This is a genomic window from Bacillus sp. GbtcB14 (assembly GCF_019091205.1).
Lineage (GTDB): Bacteria > Bacillota > Bacilli > Bacillales > Bacillaceae_G > Bacillus_A > Bacillus_A cereus_AG.
The window spans coordinates 193260-210646 of the sequence record NZ_JAGXJT010000004.1 but is presented as its reverse complement, the minus strand read 5'-3'; the positions used below and the strand labels follow the sequence as shown (position 1 = coordinate 210646).

The window sequence follows — 17387 nt, the reverse complement described above, 5'->3', positions numbered from 1 at the left end:
CAAGGTTTTTGACTTAATTTCCGATTAGAAATGCAGTCATATCAAGGGTGTAAGCGTATAACATAGGCTGTTTTTGCTGTCAAGTTGATAAATTGCAGCTTTTTACAATTTATACTATGATAAAGATATTAAGAGAAGATCGTATAAACATGAGGGATGATGAACATGAAATTTACAAAGATTCTTGTCCAAATTGCTGCTCTTTACGTTTTTTATATGGTTGGAAATTGGGTACAAGAAATGTTAAATATTCCGATTCCAGGAAGTTTAATCGGAATGTTCCTCTTACTTGTTTTACTTAGCCTAAAAGTCCTTCCAGTGAAATGGTTCGATTTAGGAGCAGAAACACTCGTTGCTATTATGCCGTTTTTATTAATTCCGCCAACGCTTGGCCTAATGAATTACGGTGCTTTTTTTATGAGTAAAGGAATTTCTCTTTTCATTACAATTGTAGCGAGTACATTTTTAATTATTATTGTCGCAGGACATACGGGACAATATCTTGCGAATAGAAAGGAAAGAGAGTCGTGATGAGCCAAATATTAATCGGAATCGGTTGGGTTCTTTTTACGGTGCTATTATACCAATTATCTAAAAAAATCTATACATTATTTCCAACACCATTCACCATTCCAATGCTTGTAGCAACAGGATTAATGGCTTTCTTATTCATCATGCTTGATATACCATATCAACATTATATGGAAAGTGGTGGTGGCTGGATTGCCAAGCTGCTAGGACCCGGTGTTGTAGCATTTGCCATTCCTCTTTATAAACAACGTCACGTTCTGCAAAAATATATTGTACCGATTGCTGGTGGCGTATTAGTAGGGACAACAGTTGCCATAGCAAGTGATTTTGCCATCGCATCACTTATGGGAACGGATAAAAGCTTAATTTTATCTTCTTTACCAAAATCGGTGACAATGCCAGTTGCGATGAGTGTTTCAGAGCAAGTTGGTGGTGTACCGTCATTGACAGCAGCTTTCGTTGTTATCGCAGGTATTACTGGAACGATTACCGGCCCACTTTTATTAAAATGGAGCCGCGTTACAAACTCAGTTGGTAAAGGTATCGGATTTGGATGTGCTTCTCATATTATGGGTGTAATGAGAGCAATGAAAAATAATGAACATGAAGGTGTTATTGGATCGGTAACAATGACATTAACAGCAATTTTGACATGTTTGCTCGGGCCGTTATTTGCAATGATGTTTATGTAATAGAAGAAAAGCGAGAGCGACTTTATAGCTCTCGCTTTTCTATAGAATTTATGCTACAGTTAAAATAACTGAATCTTTGTAGGAGGTACGCCAAGTGCATACGTTATTATCCGTTTTACTTATTATTGTATCGATTTTAATGATTGTTATGGTACTTATGCAGTCTAGTAATAGCTCAGGCCTTTCAGGTGCAATTTCAGGCGGTGCAGAGCAATTATTTGGTAAGCAAAAAGCACGTGGAATTGAAGCAGTATTAAACCGTATTACAATTGTTTTAGCTGTTCTATTCTTCGTATTAACAATTGCTGTTACGTACTTAAATTTATAGAATTGAAAGAAGAAGCGTTAGTTAGATGTACTAATGGTTCTTCTTTTTTTATTTTGCCATTTGAAAGATGTTTCTAATTAGATTATAGAAATATAAATATGGTACACTAAGATATAGAAAGAATACGACTAGATTACAGAAGAGAAAGAGGAGAAGTACATGATGAAATTAGCATCTCCGAAACCATTTACATTTGAGGGTGGAGACCGCGCTGTTTTATTACTACATGGTTTCACAGGAAACTCAGCTGATGTACGTATGTTAGGGCGTTTCTTAGAGAAGAAAGGCTACACTTGTCATGCACCAATTTTTAAAGGGCACGGTGTACCACCAGAAGAGCTTGTTCATACAGGTCCTGAAGATTGGTGGCAAGACGTAATGGAAGCATATCAGCTTTTAAAAGATAAAGGCTTTGAGAAAATTGCTGTTGCTGGATTATCACTTGGCGGCGTATTTTCTTTAAAATTAGGTTATACAGTACCGGTTTTAGGTGTAGTACCAATGTGTGCACCAATGTATATTAAGAGTGAAGAAACGATGTACCAAGGTATATTGGCATATGCCCGCGAATATAAAAAACGTGAGCAAAAATCACCAGAGCAAATTGAACAAGAAATGTTGGAATTCCAAAAGACACCGATGAATACATTAAAAGCATTACAACAATTAATTGCTGACGTACGTAACAATGTGGATATGATTTATGCACCGACATTTGTTGTACAAGCACGTCATGATGAAATGATTAATACAGATAGTGCTAACATTATTTATAACGGTGTAGAATCTACGTTAAAAGACATTAAATGGTATGAAGACTCTACGCATGTCATTACACTTGATAAGCAACGTGACGAGCTACATGAGGATGTATATAACTTCTTGGAGCAACTAGATTGGTAAGATCTAGTTGCCTCTTTTTTTCATAAGGGAATTTTTTATGGAAGCTGTAAAAAAATCATTGGGAGATGATTGAAGTTTCGCTTTATACATCCCCCATCTTTCGGATACACTAAATAATATAAGGGTTTAAAGGAGGTATTTCTGCTTGGAAGAAATCATACAAGAACATATTGATAAGTTGTTATTATTTATGAGAGAAGAAGCGTATAAACCGCTAACGATACAAGAGTTAGAAGAGGCATTTGGAATTGAAGGTTCTGAGGGCTTTAAAGATTTTGTAAAGGCACTTGTAATGATGGAAGAGAAGGGGCTTGTTATTCGTACACGTAGCAACCGTTACGGTCTTCCTGAAAAGATGAATTTAGTGCGTGGTAAATTAATTGGACATGCACGTGGCTTTGCATTCGTTGTACCAGACGAGAAGAAAACGGGGGACGATGATCTTTTCATTCCGCCTACAGAGTTAAACGGTGCACTTCATGGCGATACAGTATTAGCTCGTGTTAGCGCACAATCAAGTGGATCACGCCAAGAAGGTTCAATTGTACGTATTTTAGAGCGTGGAACGAAAGAACTAGTTGGTACATATACAGAATCGAAAAACTTTGGATTTGTTATACCTGACAATAAGCGCTGGACAAGTGATATCTTTATCTTGAAAAGTGCATCAATGGGTGCTGTAGAAGGCCATAAAGTAGTTGTGAAAATTACGAGCTATCCAGAGAATCGTTTAAGTGCAGAAGGTGAAGTTATTCAAATTCTAGGTCATAAAAATGATCCAGGAGTAGATATTTTATCTGTCATTCATAAACATCATTTACCTTTAGCATTCCCTGAAGAAGTGATGGAGCATGCAAACAGTGTACCAGAAACGATTTCAGAAGAAGATTTAAAAGATCGCCGTGACCTACGTGACCAAATGATTGTAACAATCGACGGTGCAGATGCGAAAGATTTAGATGACGCCGTTACAGTAACAAAGCTTGAGAACGGTAACTACAAGCTTGGCGTTCATATTGCGGATGTAAGTCATTACGTTCAAGAAGGTTCTCCAATTGATGTCGAAGCAGCAGAGAGAGCGACGAGTGTATATCTTGTTGACCGTGTAATTCCGATGATTCCGCATCGTCTATCTAACGGTATTTGTTCGTTAAATCCGAAAGTAGACCGTCTGACGTTATCTTGTGAAATGGAAATCAATAACTTAGGTGACGTTGTAAAGCACGAGATTTTCCAAAGTGTGATTAAAACGACAGAGCGTATGACGTATGCTGACGTAAGAAGCATTTTAGAAGATGAGGACGAAGAGTTAATCAAACGTTATGAGCCGCTCGTACCGATGTTTAAAGAGATGGGTCAATTAGCACAAATCCTACGTGAAAAACGTATGCGCCGCGGTGCAATCGACTTTGACTTTAAAGAAGCGAAAGTATTAGTAGATGAAGAAGGAAAACCGACAGATGTTGTCATGCGCGATCGTTCTGTATCAGAGAAGTTAATTGAAGAATTCATGCTTGTTGCGAACGAAACAGTAGCAGAGCACTTCCACTGGATGAACGTACCATTCATGTACCGTGTCCATGAAGATCCGAAAGAAGATAAGCTAGAACGTTTCTTCGAGTTTGTAACGAACTTCGGATATGCAGTAAAAGGACGTGCGAATGAAATACATCCTCGTGCGCTGCAACAAATTCTTGAAATGGTTCAAGGACAGCCAGAAGAAGTAGTTATTTCAACAGTAATGCTTCGTTCAATGAAGCAAGCACGTTACGATGCGGAGAGCTTAGGACATTTCGGCTTATCAACTGAGTTCTACACGCATTTCACATCGCCAATTCGTCGTTACCCAGATACGATTGTTCATAGATTAATTCGTGAATATATCATTAATGGTAAAGTCGACCATGAAACACAAGCAAAATGGCGTGAAAACTTACCTGAGATAGCAGAGCATTCTTCTAATATGGAACGCCGTGCTGTTGAAGCAGAACGTGAAACAGACGAAATGAAAAAAGCGGAGTATATGGTTGATAAGGTCGGCGAAGAGTATGACGGTATGATTAGCTCTGTAACAAACTTCGGTTTATTCGTAGAGCTTCCAAATACAATTGAAGGTCTTGTACACGTTAGCTATTTAACAGATGATTATTATCGTTATGACGAAAAACATTTTGCGATGATTGGAGAACGTACAGGTAACGTATTCCGCATCGGTGACGAAATTACAATTCGTGTTATTAACGTAAATAAAGATGAGCGTGCAATCGACTTTGAAATCGTTGGCATGAAAGGTACACCTCGTCGTAAATTCAAAGATCGTCCAGTCGTTATCGAACAGCCAAGAACAGGCAGAAAGAAACGCGGTGGACGTAGCGAGCGCAGTAATGAGCGCGGCGGTGAACGTGGCACAGGTAGAAAATTTGACCGTGGTGGCAAAGGAAAAGGAAGAGGATCAGCTTCTGCTTCCACTTCCACGTCCGCTAGTCAGCCAGGGAAAAAAGATGGTAATGGCAAGAAGAAAAAAGCATTCTTCGAAAATGTACCAGGATTCAAGAAGAAAAAGAAAAAGCGTAAGTAAGAAAAGGAGGGCTTCGCTTTGATGAAAAGCGGGGCTTTTTCTTTTTTATTAGTGGCTTAAGAGCGAGCCACTTTCGCTTTTTATTGTAATCCAGCTACAGTGGCTAGAATCTATTGGCCATTTCACTCCCTAGGACGAAGCAAAAAGCGCTTCTCTGTCGGGAGTTCCAATGTCCAAAGATTCTGAGCGGGCCACTTTCGCTTTTTATTAACATTTGTTACAATAGTAAAAATAGAGGAGGGACGTTATATGCCAAAGGGTACAGGTAAGGTTATTGCACAAAATAAAAAAGCATTTCATGATTATTTCATCGAAGAAACATACGAGGCAGGGCTTGTCCTTCAAGGAACGGAAATTAAGTCGATTCGCGCTGGACGCGTGAACTTGAAAGATGCGTTTGCACGTGTACATAATGGTGAAGTATGGGTTCATAATATGCATATTAGTACGTACGAGCAAGGGAATCGTTTCAACCATGATCCGCTTCGTACGAGAAAGTTACTTCTTCATAAAAAAGAAATTGAGAAGTTAACGGGTGCTTCAAAAGAAACAGGCTATGCATTAGTTCCAGTTAGAATCTATTTGAAAAATGGATTTGCAAAAATGGCACTTGGTTTAGCAAAAGGTAAAAAGCAATATGATAAGCGTAACGATTTAAAAGAAAAAGAAGCAAAACGTGAAATTGCACGCGCGTTCCGTGATCGCCAAAAGATGTAATACAGATATTTACATTTGTAAAACGGCGCGCGTATGATATAATAACTTATGTAAGATTGTTGCACATTGAAAAACAGCTCTTAGTAGCTATCACGATATTTCTTCGTATGCTCCATTTTTATCATGGGGACGTTACGGATTCGACAGGGATAGTTCGAGCTTAGGTTGCGAGTCGAGGGGATCGGCCTCGTTAAAACGTCAAAGCCTATAATTGGCAAACAAAACAATCTTTCTTTAGCTGCTTAATTGCACTAAAGGTTCCTCCCTCCATCGTCCATGTGGTAGGGTAAGGGACTCAAACTAAGTGGACTACGCCGGAGTTCGCCGTCTGAGGGCGAAGGAAGAGAACAATCAGACTAGCAACTTGGAAGCCTGTCGATAGGCCGAAGAGTTCGCGAAATGCTAATATATCGACTACACTCGTAGAAGCTTAAGTGCCGATATTTTTGGACGTGGGTTCGACTCCCACCGTCTCCACCAATACATATTTGGTGGTTTTTTTATTTTGTATAACATGAACCATAACTTTGCCAGATTGGCGAGGTTATGGTTCTTTTTGTTTGTGGAAAAGTTATGGTTCCAAAAATAAAATGTAACAAGAAGCGTAGAATAGCCATTTTACGCTTCTTGTTACATTTTAAGGACCACATTACAATCAAGCTAGGAAAAGCAAATACCCCAAAACTAATAAATAATCTTTTTGGTGAAAATTTTTGATTCGATGGGCATGTGGGGGATCCCTACTAGGCGAATTTTAACCTAAAAAATTCGGATTTCTATACATTAAGTAAAGTGAATTTTTATTCGCGTGATTCTTATTATCTGAAATTAATAAAGCATGTTATACTCTCTTCTTTAAGAACGTCTCCATAATATCCTTTTTGAATCTTTCATAATCAAACTGAAAAGCTACATTATGCATTGTATAGCCTGGATTAGCAACAAAGCGAAAATCTGCAATGCTTTGACCAAATCCTTCTCCTTGATCAGGAATTATTTTAATGGGTACTCTTGAAAGGCTAACAGCCTCTTGATTCAGCAAATACCACACTGTTACAAAATCATGCATAGGACTGCCACTTATACCAGGATTAGACTTGGAGTAGAAATTATAATAATAGTCTAGCATAGGCTTGATGATGAGTCCTGCAAGGTCTTGTGTATTCCGATGAAATGTATCAATTTGCTGGACCATTTCAGGTGTAACAATCGCATGTTGAGTCACATTTAAAGGAATAATTGTCAAGTTCTTCGCATGCTGCAGAATCAAATTTGCTGCATAAGGGTCTGCGTAAAAGTTAGCTTCAGCCACAGCAGTTACGTTACCTGGATAGAAAAAAGCTCCCCCCATGCAAATGCATTCTCTTACGTTTCGCATTGTTTCTAAATTCAATACAAAAGTCGTGGCTAGCGAAGAGAGTCTTCCTAAATTGATAATTGTAAGATCTTCTAAATTTGATTCTATAATTTGATAAATATCATTTAAGGGATAAACTGGATATGGAATTTCAGGGGGAATAATAGGACCTAATCCGACTTTTCCGTGTACCTCGGGGAAATACTGAATCAATATACCTGTCAATGGTACAGAAGCACCAAGGAATACAGGTATCTCTTCTCTTCCCGCAATGTACTTCAAATAGTTAATATTTCTTATTACATTTTCTCTTGATACATTTCCATAATCGGCTACAATTCCTACAAGTTGAATGTCTTTACGAAAAAAGGTGTACAGTATAGCAAACGCATCATCAATTCCCAAATCTGTAAACAGGAGAACCTTTTTTGGCATATCTCTCCCTCCAAAATTTATAGAATCCTATGTTCACTAATAAGTAGGCGAAACTTGTGTGTATATATTTTATGTATTCTTAAAGAGTGAATTCTATTCACTTGACGTGACTTTGCTCCTCTAAATTTAATATTATGTTTAAGCGTAAAATACATAAGGTGCATTAGAAATATGAAAAGATCCATTGTTATTGAGGAATTTACACCGGATTGGACAATATCATTAGGGCTCATCATATCAAAAAAAGAAACTTGTACGTGTAGATACAAAATAATCGATTTCTTGTACGTTAAGGAATTGGTTATTTATTTTTCTACTTTTTAGGGAGTTTTTCTGGTAATGGTGTATACAAATAATAAAGTTGTTTAATTTACAATAAAGAAGTTTAAAACAAAGTGTTGTTAATTGTGTGATTAGTGTTAATCCATATAGACCAAGAGAGAAACTTTATTGTAAATAGATAAAATAAAAGCAAGACTAATACTTAAAATTATACGTATCTCGGCTGTACTCTCATAAATAACTGTAGAAGATAAAAATCTCGTTATGGGGCGGGGGCGGTATCCCTGAAACACAAAATGAAGAAATAGTTATTGATGATAAGCAGGTAGATACTATAGCTGCTCCTTAATGATTAAATAACATTTATTTAAATCTTCATATGTTTTGTGTTTTCATCCATATCTATTGTAAGATTATATAGAGTTCTCCTAATAAGCTGTTACAATGACTTTTTTTTGGGAGTTTAATACTTATAAATCTTAAATTATTTTTTCGGGATAATTTTTATCTAACTAAGTTATATTGAAGTAGAGGTGAACCATCGGTGAAGCAGGTGTTAGTAATTAAGAATGAACGGTCTTTAGCAAAGAAAATCGTAAGCGGTCTAAAGCAAGAAGGCCATTTCATTTTAAAACTTCACAATGAAAACCAGGGTTTAAATATAATATATGAACAAGATTGGGATATTATCATATTGGATTGGGATTCATTAAGCATATCGGGACCAGAAATTTGTAGACAAATACGACTTGTTAAAACGACACCGATCATTATTGTGACCGACAATATTTCTAGCAAGGATTGTATAGCAGGGTTACAAGCAGGAGCTGATGATTATATAAGAAAACCATTTGCGAAAGAAGAATTAGTAGCAAGGGTTAAAGCAATTTTAAGGAGAAGTGACTATATCCAGCAAAATGAGATAAACTTTTTTCAGTTTAAAGATCTCTTTGTTGATGCATCTAGCAATATTGTGAAAAAAGGTAGTGAAAATCTCTCGCTTACGAAGCGCGAGTACGATTTACTTGTATTTTTGATCAAGAATAAAAACACAATATTGAGCCGTGAAATGCTTTTGAATCAGGTTTGGGGATATAACGTAGTAGTAAATCCAAACGTAGTAGACTTATATATTGGGTATGTAAGAAAAAAATTAAAGTGCGAGAAGAAAGACAGATATATTCAAACGATACATGGCAGAGGCTATTCAATGATTGAATGATAAAAATAAGATAATAGGTAAAGTGCAGTTTGTTATAATAGAAAAAACGAGTAAAACTGTTTCATTCAGTTTTACTCGTTTTTTACTATTAAATCTAATAATCAAATAGTTGCTGAGAAGCATTAAAAGATGTAAAAAGCATATTTCTATCAGGCAATGGATGATGAAAATACTAGCTATTAATGGGTGTGTTTTGTAGGATAAATCATGGTTAGTCAACATGCCTGACTTCAAATATTACTTCTGGCATCCAATTTATGCTTGGTTTTATTAATTCGCACCATTCACAAGATTTTCACAGAATTAATGACTATACTTATTAACAGGATATTCAAATGAAAATGATTATCAATAGCAATTTAGATGCATAAAAGTTACTATCTAATTTAATCTATGGACGTTATCATTTTCAAACTAAATTACATTATAAGGAGTATACGTATGAAAAAAACTATGCTTTTAAAATTAGTAAGTATTCTAGCAATTTTCACTTTAATGTTAGTAGCTTGCTCAGATTCAGGTAAAGAAACTTCGAAGGCTAATAAAGGTGATAGTAGTGATAAGCCAAAAACGGTTGAAATCACTGATGCACATGGAACTGTTAAAGTCCCTGTAAATCCAAAGAATGTAGTTGCTTTAGATAATAGAACTTTTGAAACTTTAGCTGATTGGGGAATTAAATTAGCGGCTGCTCCAAAGGATGTAATGCCTGCAGATTCAGCATATGTAAAAGATGATTCAGTTAAAAATATTGGGAATCACCGCGAACCAAATCTTGAAATTATTGCAGCGGCAAACCCTGAACTTGTAATCGTTGGTCAAAGATTCGCTGGCCATTACGAAGAAATCAAAAAATTAGTGCCAAATGCAGCAGTTATTGACCTTAATGTTGATGTTTCTGAGAAGGCTACTAAGCCTGGCGAAAACTTAGTAAAAGGTCTTAAAGACTCTACAATTACTTTAGGAAAAATCTTTGATAAAGATAAAGAAGCTAAACAAGTAGTAGCTGATTTTGATAAATCTATTGAAAAAGCAAAATCTGCTTATAACGGAAAAGATAAAGTTATGAGTGTTATCGTTACTGGTGGTAATATTGGTTTTGCTGCTCCACATTCTGGTCGTGTTTGGGGACCAATGTATGAAATTTTCGGTTGGACTCCAGCATTAGAAGTTTCGAATTCTACTGCAGGTCATAAAGGTGATGACGTTTCTGTTGAAGCTATTGCACAAACAAATCCTGATTGGCTTTTCGTATTAGATCGTGATGCTGCAACATCTGATGCTGCTACTTCAGCTCCTGCTCAAGATGTTATTTCTAAATCACCAGCTCTTCAAAACACAACTGCTGTTTCTAAAAAACAAGTTGTTTATGCACCAGCAGATACTTACACAAATGAATCAATTCAGACTTATATAGAGTTATTTGGAAATATCGCAAAAACTTTAGCTAAGTAGTGTAAAGGAGTACGAAACAGTGTCAAAAAATATGATTTCTAGGGTTGAGAATACTTCTCAACCCCAGTTTTATAATCACAATAAAATATGGACAAAACCTTTTATAATAGCGGTTATAGTTGTTATAATTTTAGGGATTATATCACTGTTTACTGGCGTTTATGATATACGTGGACAAGAGGACGGAATGGAGATGTTTTTCATCACTCGTGTTCCGAGAACAATTGCACTAATGCTTACTGGAGCTGCAATGGCGATGGCGGGGCTCGTAATGCAATTAATTACACAGAATCGTTTTGTTGAACCTACTACAACGGGGACTATTGAATGGTCAGGCTTAGGCCTGCTTTTTGTGTATTTACTATTTCCTGCTCCGACTTTAGTTCAAAGAATGACTGGTGCAATCATTTTTTCTTTTATAGGAACTATGATTTTCTTTCTATTTTTAAGAAGAGTTAAGCTTCGTTCGTCTTTAATTGTCCCGATTATTGGATTGATGCTTGGAGCAGTTATTTCTGCAGTGTCTACTTTTTTGGGACTCCTTTTTCAAATGACGCAAAGTATTGAAACTTGGTTTGTAGGTTCATTTGCTAACATTCAGGTGGGAAGATATGAATATTTATGGCTGATTGTTATCGTTACTTTGCTTATTTTTATGTACGCTAATAGATTGACCTTAGCGGGACTAGGAGAAGATGTCGCAACAAGCCTTGGCGTTAATTACAATAGAATTGTTCTTTTTGGGACTGGCCTTATCTCTGTTGCAGTTGGAATTGTTGCAGCTGTTATTGGAAACTTACCTTTCTTAGGATTAATTGTTCCAAACATTGTTTCAATGTTTAGAGGGGATGATCTTAGGAGTAATTTACCTTGGGTATGTGTGATCGGAATGGGGACAATAACTACCTGTGACATTATTTCTCGAACAATTATAAAGCCTTTTGAAGTACCTGTTTCTTTAATACTTGCATCAGTGGGAGCAGTCGTGTTTATTACTATTTTATTGAGAAAAAGAAAACCAAGGAGGCTGCGATGATCACATTAGACTATAGAAATAAAGAAAATGTCGAAATCGATTCTAGCCTTCATAATGAAAGTAGATCAGCTAGCGCTTTTCGTTCTAAGAAGGAAGCAAGACGTTATTGGATTGTACTGATAACATTGATTGCTTTAGGCCTCCTTTCTTCATATGGACTTTTAGTGTATAACAATCCAGTTCCGATAGATTCACCTTCTTTTATCCCAGTTGTTAAGAGAAGGATAATAGCTATTGTTGCGATGATCATTGCGGCAGTTTGCCATAGCTTGTCGACAGTTGCTTTCCAATCTATTACGAACAATAAGATTATTACTCCTTCGCTTTTAGGTTTCGAATCACTTTATTCAGCAATTCATACGAGTACAATATTCTTCTTTGGTGCTGGTGCATTAATAAACTTTAATGGAATTGGATCATTTTTATTCCAAGTTGTTGCGATGGTCTTGATGAGTTTGATACTTTATGGATGGTTACTTTCCGGTAAATACGGGAATTTACAACTTATGCTTTTAGTTGGAATCATTATTGGTACTGGACTGAATTCAGTGTCAACTTTTATGAGAAAGCTACTTGCGCCTTCAGAGTTTGATATTTTACAAGCGAAATTATTTGGTTCTGTTAATCATGCGGACCCTGCATATTTTCCTATTGTAATTCCGATGATTATAATTGTAGCAGTATTAATTTTTGCTCATTCTAAGAAGTTGAATGTTTTGTCACTAGGAAAGGATGTTGCTACTTCTTTTGGAGTTAAATATCAACCTAGTGTAATTTATACGCTTGTATTAGTTGCTATTTTGATGTCCATTTCAACAGCTCTAATTGGGCCACTTACTTTCTACGGCTTTTTAGTAGCAACTTTGAGTTATCAGGCGGCGTCAACGTATGATCATAGATATATTTTTCCAATGGCTTTTGCAATCGGATTTTTAATAATGACGAGTGCATACTTTTTAATGTATCATGTATTCCATGCTCAAGGTGTAGTTTCAGTTATTATTGAATTATTTGGTGGAATCATATTCTTAATTATAGTTTTAAGGAAGAGGGCTTTATGATAAAAATTGATAATGTTAAAAAGTTCTATACTGATAAGGTGAAAATAGGACCTTTGGATATTGAAATACCAAAAGCGGGCTTTACTTCTTTAATTGGGCCAAATGGTGCTGGAAAGTCAACGACACTATTGATGATTGGAAGACTTTTAGATATGGATGAAGGTCAAATTCAGGTAGCGAATATGGATGTTTCTGAATCTAAATCAAAAGACTTAGCAAAAATTTTGACTATATTGCGACAAGAAAATCATTTTGTAACTAGGCTTACTGTTAGACAATTAGTTGGATTTGGGCGCTTTCCTTATTCAAAGGGAAGATTAACTAAAGAAGATGAGGTTATTATTTCTAAATATATCGATTTCTTAGATTTAACTAGTCTAGAGAATAGATATTTAGATGAGCTTTCCGGTGGTCAAAGACAAAGGGCATATGTAGCGATGGTATTGTGCCAAGAGACTGAATATGTACTTTTAGACGAGCCTCTGAACAACCTGGATGTTGCTCGTTCTGTTCAAATGATGGAGCATTTGAGACGTGCGGCTAATGAATTTGGAAGAACAATTTTGACTGTTATGCATGACATAAATTTTGCAGCCAAATACTCTGATAAAATTTGTGCTATGAAAGATGGACAAATTGCTGCTTTTGGAACAGTAGAAGAGGTTATGGATTCAAAGATTTTGACAGATATTTTTGAAACAAAAATTGAAATTCTTGATGGTCCTTATGGTCCAATCGCTGTTTATTAGTTATAAAGTGTAAAAAAATACTGTAGCTTGCGTAGATTATGCAAGTTACTCTAGTTGAAGTTGCTGTCTGTAGTTTATAGGCAGCAGCTTTTTTTATGTGATTACTCATAAAGTGCAAAAGAATACTTCACCTTTTCAAGTATCTACCAAGCGAAAAAAATATCTCTGTATAACTTTTTAAAAGAATTCAGCTTGGTTTTTTATATGTAATATTGCATATAAGAGTGTATTGATAAAAGTGTAAGGGGTCACTATAATGAGGGCATAAAGATAAATCACATTTTCATAGCAATAAAAAGGAGGAAATAATATGGAAATCGCAATGGCAGTTTTGAAATTTGTAGGTGGCGTAATCCCGTTAATTCAAGAACTTTTAAAAGCATTTATGTAAGTGTATTAGTTAGCTATCATTTATCAATCATTATCATATCTTACTAAAAAAAGAACGGGGTGATTTTTCTGAATATTAAGAAAAGAGATAAAAGAAGAAAGTTCCTTGCATGTTTATTAGTTAGTCTATGCACTATTAATTATTCATCTATTTCCTTCGCAGAAACACAAGTAAATAATGCAACTGATGTAACCAAAAATGCTAGTGGCATTGATACTGGTATAGCAAATCTTAAATATAATAATCAAGAGGTTTTAGCTGTAAATGGTGATAAAGTAGAGAGTTTTGTTCCGAAAGAAAGTATCAATTCAAATGGTAAATTTGTAGTAGTGGAACGCGAGAAAAAATCACTTACAACGTCACCAGTCGATATTTCAATTATTGATTCTGTAGTGAATCGCACGTATCCAGGAGCGGTACAACTTGCAAATAAAGCTTTTGCAGACAATCAACCTAGTTTATTAGTGGCTAAGAGAAAGCCTTTGAATATTAGTATAGACTTACCTGGCATGAGAAAAGAAAATACAATTACTGTCCAAAATCCGACATATGGTAATGTAGCTGGAGCAGTAGACGATTTAGTATCTACTTGGAATGAAAAGTATTCTAAAACACATACGTTACCTGCAAGAATGCAGTATACGGAATCTATGGTTTATAGTAAATCACAAATCGCAAGTGCCCTTAACGTTAACGCTAAATATCTTGATAACAGTCTAAACATTGATTTTAATGCGGTTGCAAATGGAGAGAAGAAAGTGATGGTAGCGGCATATAAGCAAATATTTTATACCGTAAGTGCTGAACTACCTAACAATCCATCCGATCTTTTTGATAATAGTGTTACTTTTGGTGAGTTAACTCGTAAAGGTGTAAGTAATTCGGCTCCACCTGTTATGGTTTCAAATGTAGCTTATGGTAGAACTGTTTATGTAAAATTAGAAACAACATCTAAGAGTAAAGATGTACAAGCTGCTTTTAAAGCCTTACTTAAGAATAACAGCGTCGAAACGAGTGGACAGTATAAAGATATTTTTGAAGAAAGTACCTTTACTGCTGTAGTATTAGGCGGAGATGCGAAAGAGCATAACAAGGTTGTTACTAAGGATTTCAATGAAATCCGAAATATCATTAAAGATAATGCTGAATTAAGTCTTAAAAATCCAGCATACCCAATTTCATATACAAGTACTTTCTTAAAAGATAATGCAACTGCTGCTGTTCATAACAATACAGATTATATTGAAACGACAACTACAGAATATTCAAGTGCTAAAATGACACTTGATCATTACGGTGCTTACGTTGCTCAATTTGATGTATCTTGGGATGAGTTCACATTTGACCAAAAGGGTAACGAAGTACTAACACATAAAACATGGGATGGTAGCGGAAAAGACAAAACGGCTCATTACTCTACAGTTATCCCTCTTCCACCAAATTCAAAAAATATAAAGATCGTAGCAAGAGAATGTACAGGTCTTGCATGGGAATGGTGGAGAACAATTATTAATGAACAAAATGTTCCATTAACAAATGAAATAAAAGTTTCAATTGGAGGAACAACATTATACCCAACAGCTAGTATTAATCATTAAGTATAAAAAAGCGCCCTATAAGTAGGGCGCTTTTTTACTTAGTCACAAATTTTATCCCGCATTAACGGGCAGTAAGACCCCCACTGATTAAAGTTTCACTTTATTCTTTCCAAAACTGATTAATAATGTAATTCCTTATATAGTTAATCGGCGTCGATTTACTTCTTCACGTAAAATGGATTGCAATGAAATTCCTATTACTTGGACAAGTGTTGCTAAAAGTGCGGCAATTGAAGGAATAAAACTTTAAAAAGTTTATGTTCTTTTGTTTGCGGCCAACTTAAAAAACTTTTGTAAAATGATAGAATTACAAAAATGTAAAGTGAGTGTAAGGAAGCTGGATTGTACCATCTTTATGGTTAAAGCATACTTAAGGTAAGGAAGATTTATATTTTAATGGGTATAAATCTTACAAATAGAATAGAAAGGTTAGGTATTATTATATGAAATGGATCATGAGAATTTTTGTGTTATTAGCTATAGTAGGAGGTGCTTTCTACTATATGAAGTCAGGGAATGGATATTATTCAACTAAACAATATTATGTAAAAGTAATGACGGATTCTACAGTAGAAAATGAAAAATTGAGTAATGGAGAAGTTCTTACGTATCATGCTTACGATGAGAAGGTGTACGATAAAAAAGGGAAAGAAAGAGAACTAAAAATTTCCGTACAAAATAAATTGGAAAAAAATCAATATTATTTGATTGATTGGGAAGATCGCCGTGGGATTGTTTCTAAAATAGCTAAAGTGAATCAAGCAAAAATAGATAAAAGTATTTTAGATAAGTTGAACGCAAATTCATAATATTTCAGGATAAGTTAATCAAGAGCTGTGTTAGCGTAAGATTTATAAGAAAATATTGTAGAAAAAATAAGAGAGATTATTATAAAACAAAAAGGACCGAACCGTCTGGTTCCGTTCTTTTTTAGGAGTGAATGGACGAGTTCATACGAAATTAAAGAGGCTAGGTTTATAATTTAGCAAAAGATCTGTCTCAAAAATTAGGACATGATATTTCTGTCGAATCGAAAGAGAATGAATATACAAAGGTGACAACAGATTTTCTTAAAACGAATCAATATCATAAGATTGCCAAAGTATAAAAAACACTTTTTCCACGGAAGAGGTGTTTTTTTAATAAGGAATACAAATAAAATTATTTTCAAAATATGTGGTTGGAATTCAAGTAAACGCAATTTTAGTAAATACATTTTAAAGTCTTGCAATCAAATCAATCTTGATATATAGTTTAGTTAAGTAAACTAAATTAAAATGCGTTCGGAGGTTTTGAAATGGAAGAAGAAATAATTTCAAACGAAAATAAACAAAAAAAGCCATTGCTTTTTAAAGTTGGAATAGGGCTTCTAGTCATATATGTTCTACTTTGGGCGAGTGCTTTAATCATACCGTTTACTTCGCTTTCGACGCAGATAAAGGCCATTGTCATTCCAGGGTGTATAGTAATAGGAGAAATTCTATTTTTAATAGGTGCTGTCTTTGTTGGGAAAGAAGTGGTGGCAAAATATAAAAAGTATTTAAACCCGAAAAATTGGAGAAGAAAAGGTGAGAGAGACAAGTATGAAAAATAAAAATATCGCTGAGGAAATCAATCAAACACTTGAAGAATTATGGATATTACTTGAAAAGAAAGAAAGATCCTATACGAATTTCAATTTAAATAATCAGCAATATACGTTATTAACATTAATTATTCGGTACCCATCATCCACCCCTAAAGAGCTAGCAGAAAAAATGAATGTAACGAAGAGTGCCATTAGTCAACAATTAGTAAAACTTGAAATGGACGGATACATTTTCAGAAGGCAACATGCAGAAGATAAACGTGCATTTTCAGTTGAATTAGGTGAAAAAGGTTTGTTATATAAAAAAGAAATGGAAGCCTATATGCAACAGGTTTCTGAAAAATATTATGCAAGTTTATCACCTGAAGAATTAACAAACTTTTTATCGGCGCTTCAAAAGCTAACGAAAGTAATTGATGAGCTGTAGTGATTGTTCCATGTAAAAGAAGCATAAGCGGATTGTG

16 protein-coding genes and 1 other RNA gene are annotated in these 17387 nt (G+C 35.2%); 16 read left to right on the top strand and 1 reads right to left on the bottom strand.

Features of this window, described 5'->3' with window-relative positions:
• The first annotated feature begins 165 nt into the window (after nt 1-165).
• The 7 genes from KVT31_RS13720 to ssrA all read left to right on the top strand — a co-directional run bounded on the left by KVT31_RS13720 (nt 166) and on the right by ssrA (nt 6229).
• Nucleotides 166-531, top strand: a complete 366-nt coding sequence (locus KVT31_RS13720; protein ID WP_088098359.1) for a CidA/LrgA family holin-like protein — start codon at nt 166-168, stop codon at nt 529-531.
• A complete protein-coding gene (locus KVT31_RS13715) occupies nt 531-1223 on the top strand; it encodes an LrgB family protein (RefSeq protein WP_088098358.1) in 693 nt (230 codons plus the stop codon). The genes KVT31_RS13720 and KVT31_RS13715 overlap by 1 nt, the downstream gene beginning before the upstream one ends.
• Nucleotides 1224-1317: 94 nt before the next feature.
• Nucleotides 1318-1551 (top strand): preprotein translocase subunit SecG, encoded by a 234-nt coding sequence (secG, locus tag KVT31_RS13710; RefSeq protein ID WP_000557263.1) that lies wholly within the window; start codon nt 1318-1320, stop codon nt 1549-1551.
• A gap of 162 nt (nt 1552-1713) precedes the next feature.
• On the top strand, nt 1714-2454 hold the full coding sequence (estA, locus tag KVT31_RS13705; protein ID WP_170930161.1) for a carboxylesterase: 741 nt from the start codon (nt 1714-1716) through the stop codon (nt 2452-2454).
• A gap of 145 nt (nt 2455-2599) precedes the next feature.
• Nucleotides 2600-5032 (top strand): ribonuclease R, encoded by a 2433-nt coding sequence (gene rnr, locus KVT31_RS13700; RefSeq protein ID WP_088098357.1) that lies wholly within the window; start codon nt 2600-2602, stop codon nt 5030-5032.
• 249 nt (nt 5033-5281) lie between these two features.
• Entirely contained in the window at nt 5282-5749 is a 468-nt protein-coding gene (smpB, locus tag KVT31_RS13695) for an SsrA-binding protein (protein ID WP_001123922.1), read from the top strand.
• Nucleotides 5750-5874: 125 nt separating this feature from the next.
• Nucleotides 5875-6229, top strand: a transfer-messenger RNA (tmRNA) gene (gene ssrA / locus KVT31_RS13690).
• A 361-nt stretch (nt 6230-6590) separates the two neighbouring features.
• On the opposite strand, the gene KVT31_RS13685 is transcribed toward ssrA, so the two are convergent.
• Nucleotides 6591-7541: a nucleoside hydrolase gene (locus KVT31_RS13685; RefSeq protein WP_088098356.1), complete on the bottom strand. Its 951-nt coding sequence runs from the start codon at nt 7539-7541 to the stop codon at nt 6591-6593.
• Nucleotides 7542-8367: 826 nt separating this feature from the next.
• On the opposite strand from KVT31_RS13685, the gene KVT31_RS13680 reads away from it, so the two are divergent.
• The 9 genes from KVT31_RS13680 (at nt 8368) to KVT31_RS13640 (ending at nt 17350) form a co-directional block, all read left to right on the top strand.
• Nucleotides 8368-9045: a response regulator transcription factor gene (locus tag KVT31_RS13680; protein ID WP_088098355.1), complete on the top strand. Its 678-nt coding sequence runs from the start codon at nt 8368-8370 to the stop codon at nt 9043-9045.
• A 441-nt stretch (nt 9046-9486) separates the two neighbouring features.
• A complete protein-coding gene (locus tag KVT31_RS13675) occupies nt 9487-10500 on the top strand; it encodes a siderophore ABC transporter substrate-binding protein (protein ID WP_088098354.1) in 1014 nt (337 codons plus the stop codon).
• A gap of 19 nt (nt 10501-10519) precedes the next feature.
• On the top strand, nt 10520-11536 hold the full coding sequence (locus KVT31_RS13670; RefSeq protein ID WP_088098353.1) for an ABC transporter permease: 1017 nt from the start codon (nt 10520-10522) through the stop codon (nt 11534-11536).
• Nucleotides 11533-12597, top strand: coding sequence for an iron chelate uptake ABC transporter family permease subunit (locus KVT31_RS13665; protein ID WP_088098352.1), 1065 nt, complete (start codon nt 11533-11535; stop codon nt 12595-12597). Before KVT31_RS13670 ends, KVT31_RS13665 begins: the two co-directional genes overlap by 4 nt.
• Nucleotides 12594-13346 (top strand): iron ABC transporter ATP-binding protein, encoded by a 753-nt coding sequence (locus tag KVT31_RS13660; protein WP_088098351.1) that lies wholly within the window; start codon nt 12594-12596, stop codon nt 13344-13346. Before KVT31_RS13665 ends, KVT31_RS13660 begins: the two co-directional genes overlap by 4 nt.
• A gap of 450 nt (nt 13347-13796) precedes the next feature.
• Nucleotides 13797-15335: an anthrolysin O/cereolysin O family cholesterol-dependent cytolysin Alo gene (gene alo, locus KVT31_RS13655; RefSeq protein WP_088098350.1), complete on the top strand. Its 1539-nt coding sequence runs from the start codon at nt 13797-13799 to the stop codon at nt 15333-15335.
• Nucleotides 15336-15778: 443 nt separating this feature from the next.
• Nucleotides 15779-16144 carry a YxeA family protein gene (locus tag KVT31_RS13650; protein WP_048542465.1) on the top strand — a complete coding sequence of 122 codons (366 nt, stop codon included), beginning with the start codon at nt 15779-15781 and terminating at the stop codon, nt 16142-16144.
• 488 nt (nt 16145-16632) lie between these two features.
• A complete protein-coding gene (locus KVT31_RS13645) occupies nt 16633-16929 on the top strand; it encodes a transporter suffix domain-containing protein (protein WP_088098349.1) in 297 nt (98 codons plus the stop codon).
• Entirely contained in the window at nt 16919-17350 is a 432-nt protein-coding gene (locus tag KVT31_RS13640) for a MarR family winged helix-turn-helix transcriptional regulator (protein WP_088098348.1), read from the top strand. The genes KVT31_RS13645 and KVT31_RS13640 overlap by 11 nt, the downstream gene beginning before the upstream one ends.
• Nucleotides 17351-17387 lie beyond the last annotated feature (37 nt).

What these genes read in the sequence shown, in the direction of transcription:
- KVT31_RS13720 (WP_088098359.1), top strand. Translation starts at nt 166, where the DNA reads ATGAAATTTACAAAGATTCTTGTCCAAATTGCTGCTCTTTACGTTTTT.
- KVT31_RS13715 (WP_088098358.1), top strand. Translation starts at nt 531, where the DNA reads ATGAGCCAAATATTAATCGGAATCGGTTGGGTTCTTTTTACGGTGCTA.
- estA (WP_170930161.1), top strand. Translation starts at nt 1,714, where the DNA reads ATGAAATTAGCATCTCCGAAACCATTTACATTTGAGGGTGGAGACCGC.
- smpB (WP_001123922.1), top strand. Translation starts at nt 5,282, where the DNA reads ATGCCAAAGGGTACAGGTAAGGTTATTGCACAAAATAAAAAAGCATTT.
- KVT31_RS13685 (WP_088098356.1), bottom strand. Translation starts at nt 7,541, where the DNA reads ATGCCAAAAAAGGTTCTCCTGTTTACAGATTTGGGAATTGATGATGCG.
- KVT31_RS13675 (WP_088098354.1), top strand. Translation starts at nt 9,487, where the DNA reads ATGAAAAAAACTATGCTTTTAAAATTAGTAAGTATTCTAGCAATTTTC.
- KVT31_RS13665 (WP_088098352.1), top strand. Translation starts at nt 11,533, where the DNA reads ATGATCACATTAGACTATAGAAATAAAGAAAATGTCGAAATCGATTCT.
- KVT31_RS13660 (WP_088098351.1), top strand. Translation starts at nt 12,594, where the DNA reads ATGATAAAAATTGATAATGTTAAAAAGTTCTATACTGATAAGGTGAAA.
- KVT31_RS13650 (WP_048542465.1), top strand. Translation starts at nt 15,779, where the DNA reads ATGAAATGGATCATGAGAATTTTTGTGTTATTAGCTATAGTAGGAGGT.
- KVT31_RS13645 (WP_088098349.1), top strand. Translation starts at nt 16,633, where the DNA reads ATGGAAGAAGAAATAATTTCAAACGAAAATAAACAAAAAAAGCCATTG.
- KVT31_RS13640 (WP_088098348.1), top strand. Translation starts at nt 16,919, where the DNA reads ATGAAAAATAAAAATATCGCTGAGGAAATCAATCAAACACTTGAAGAA.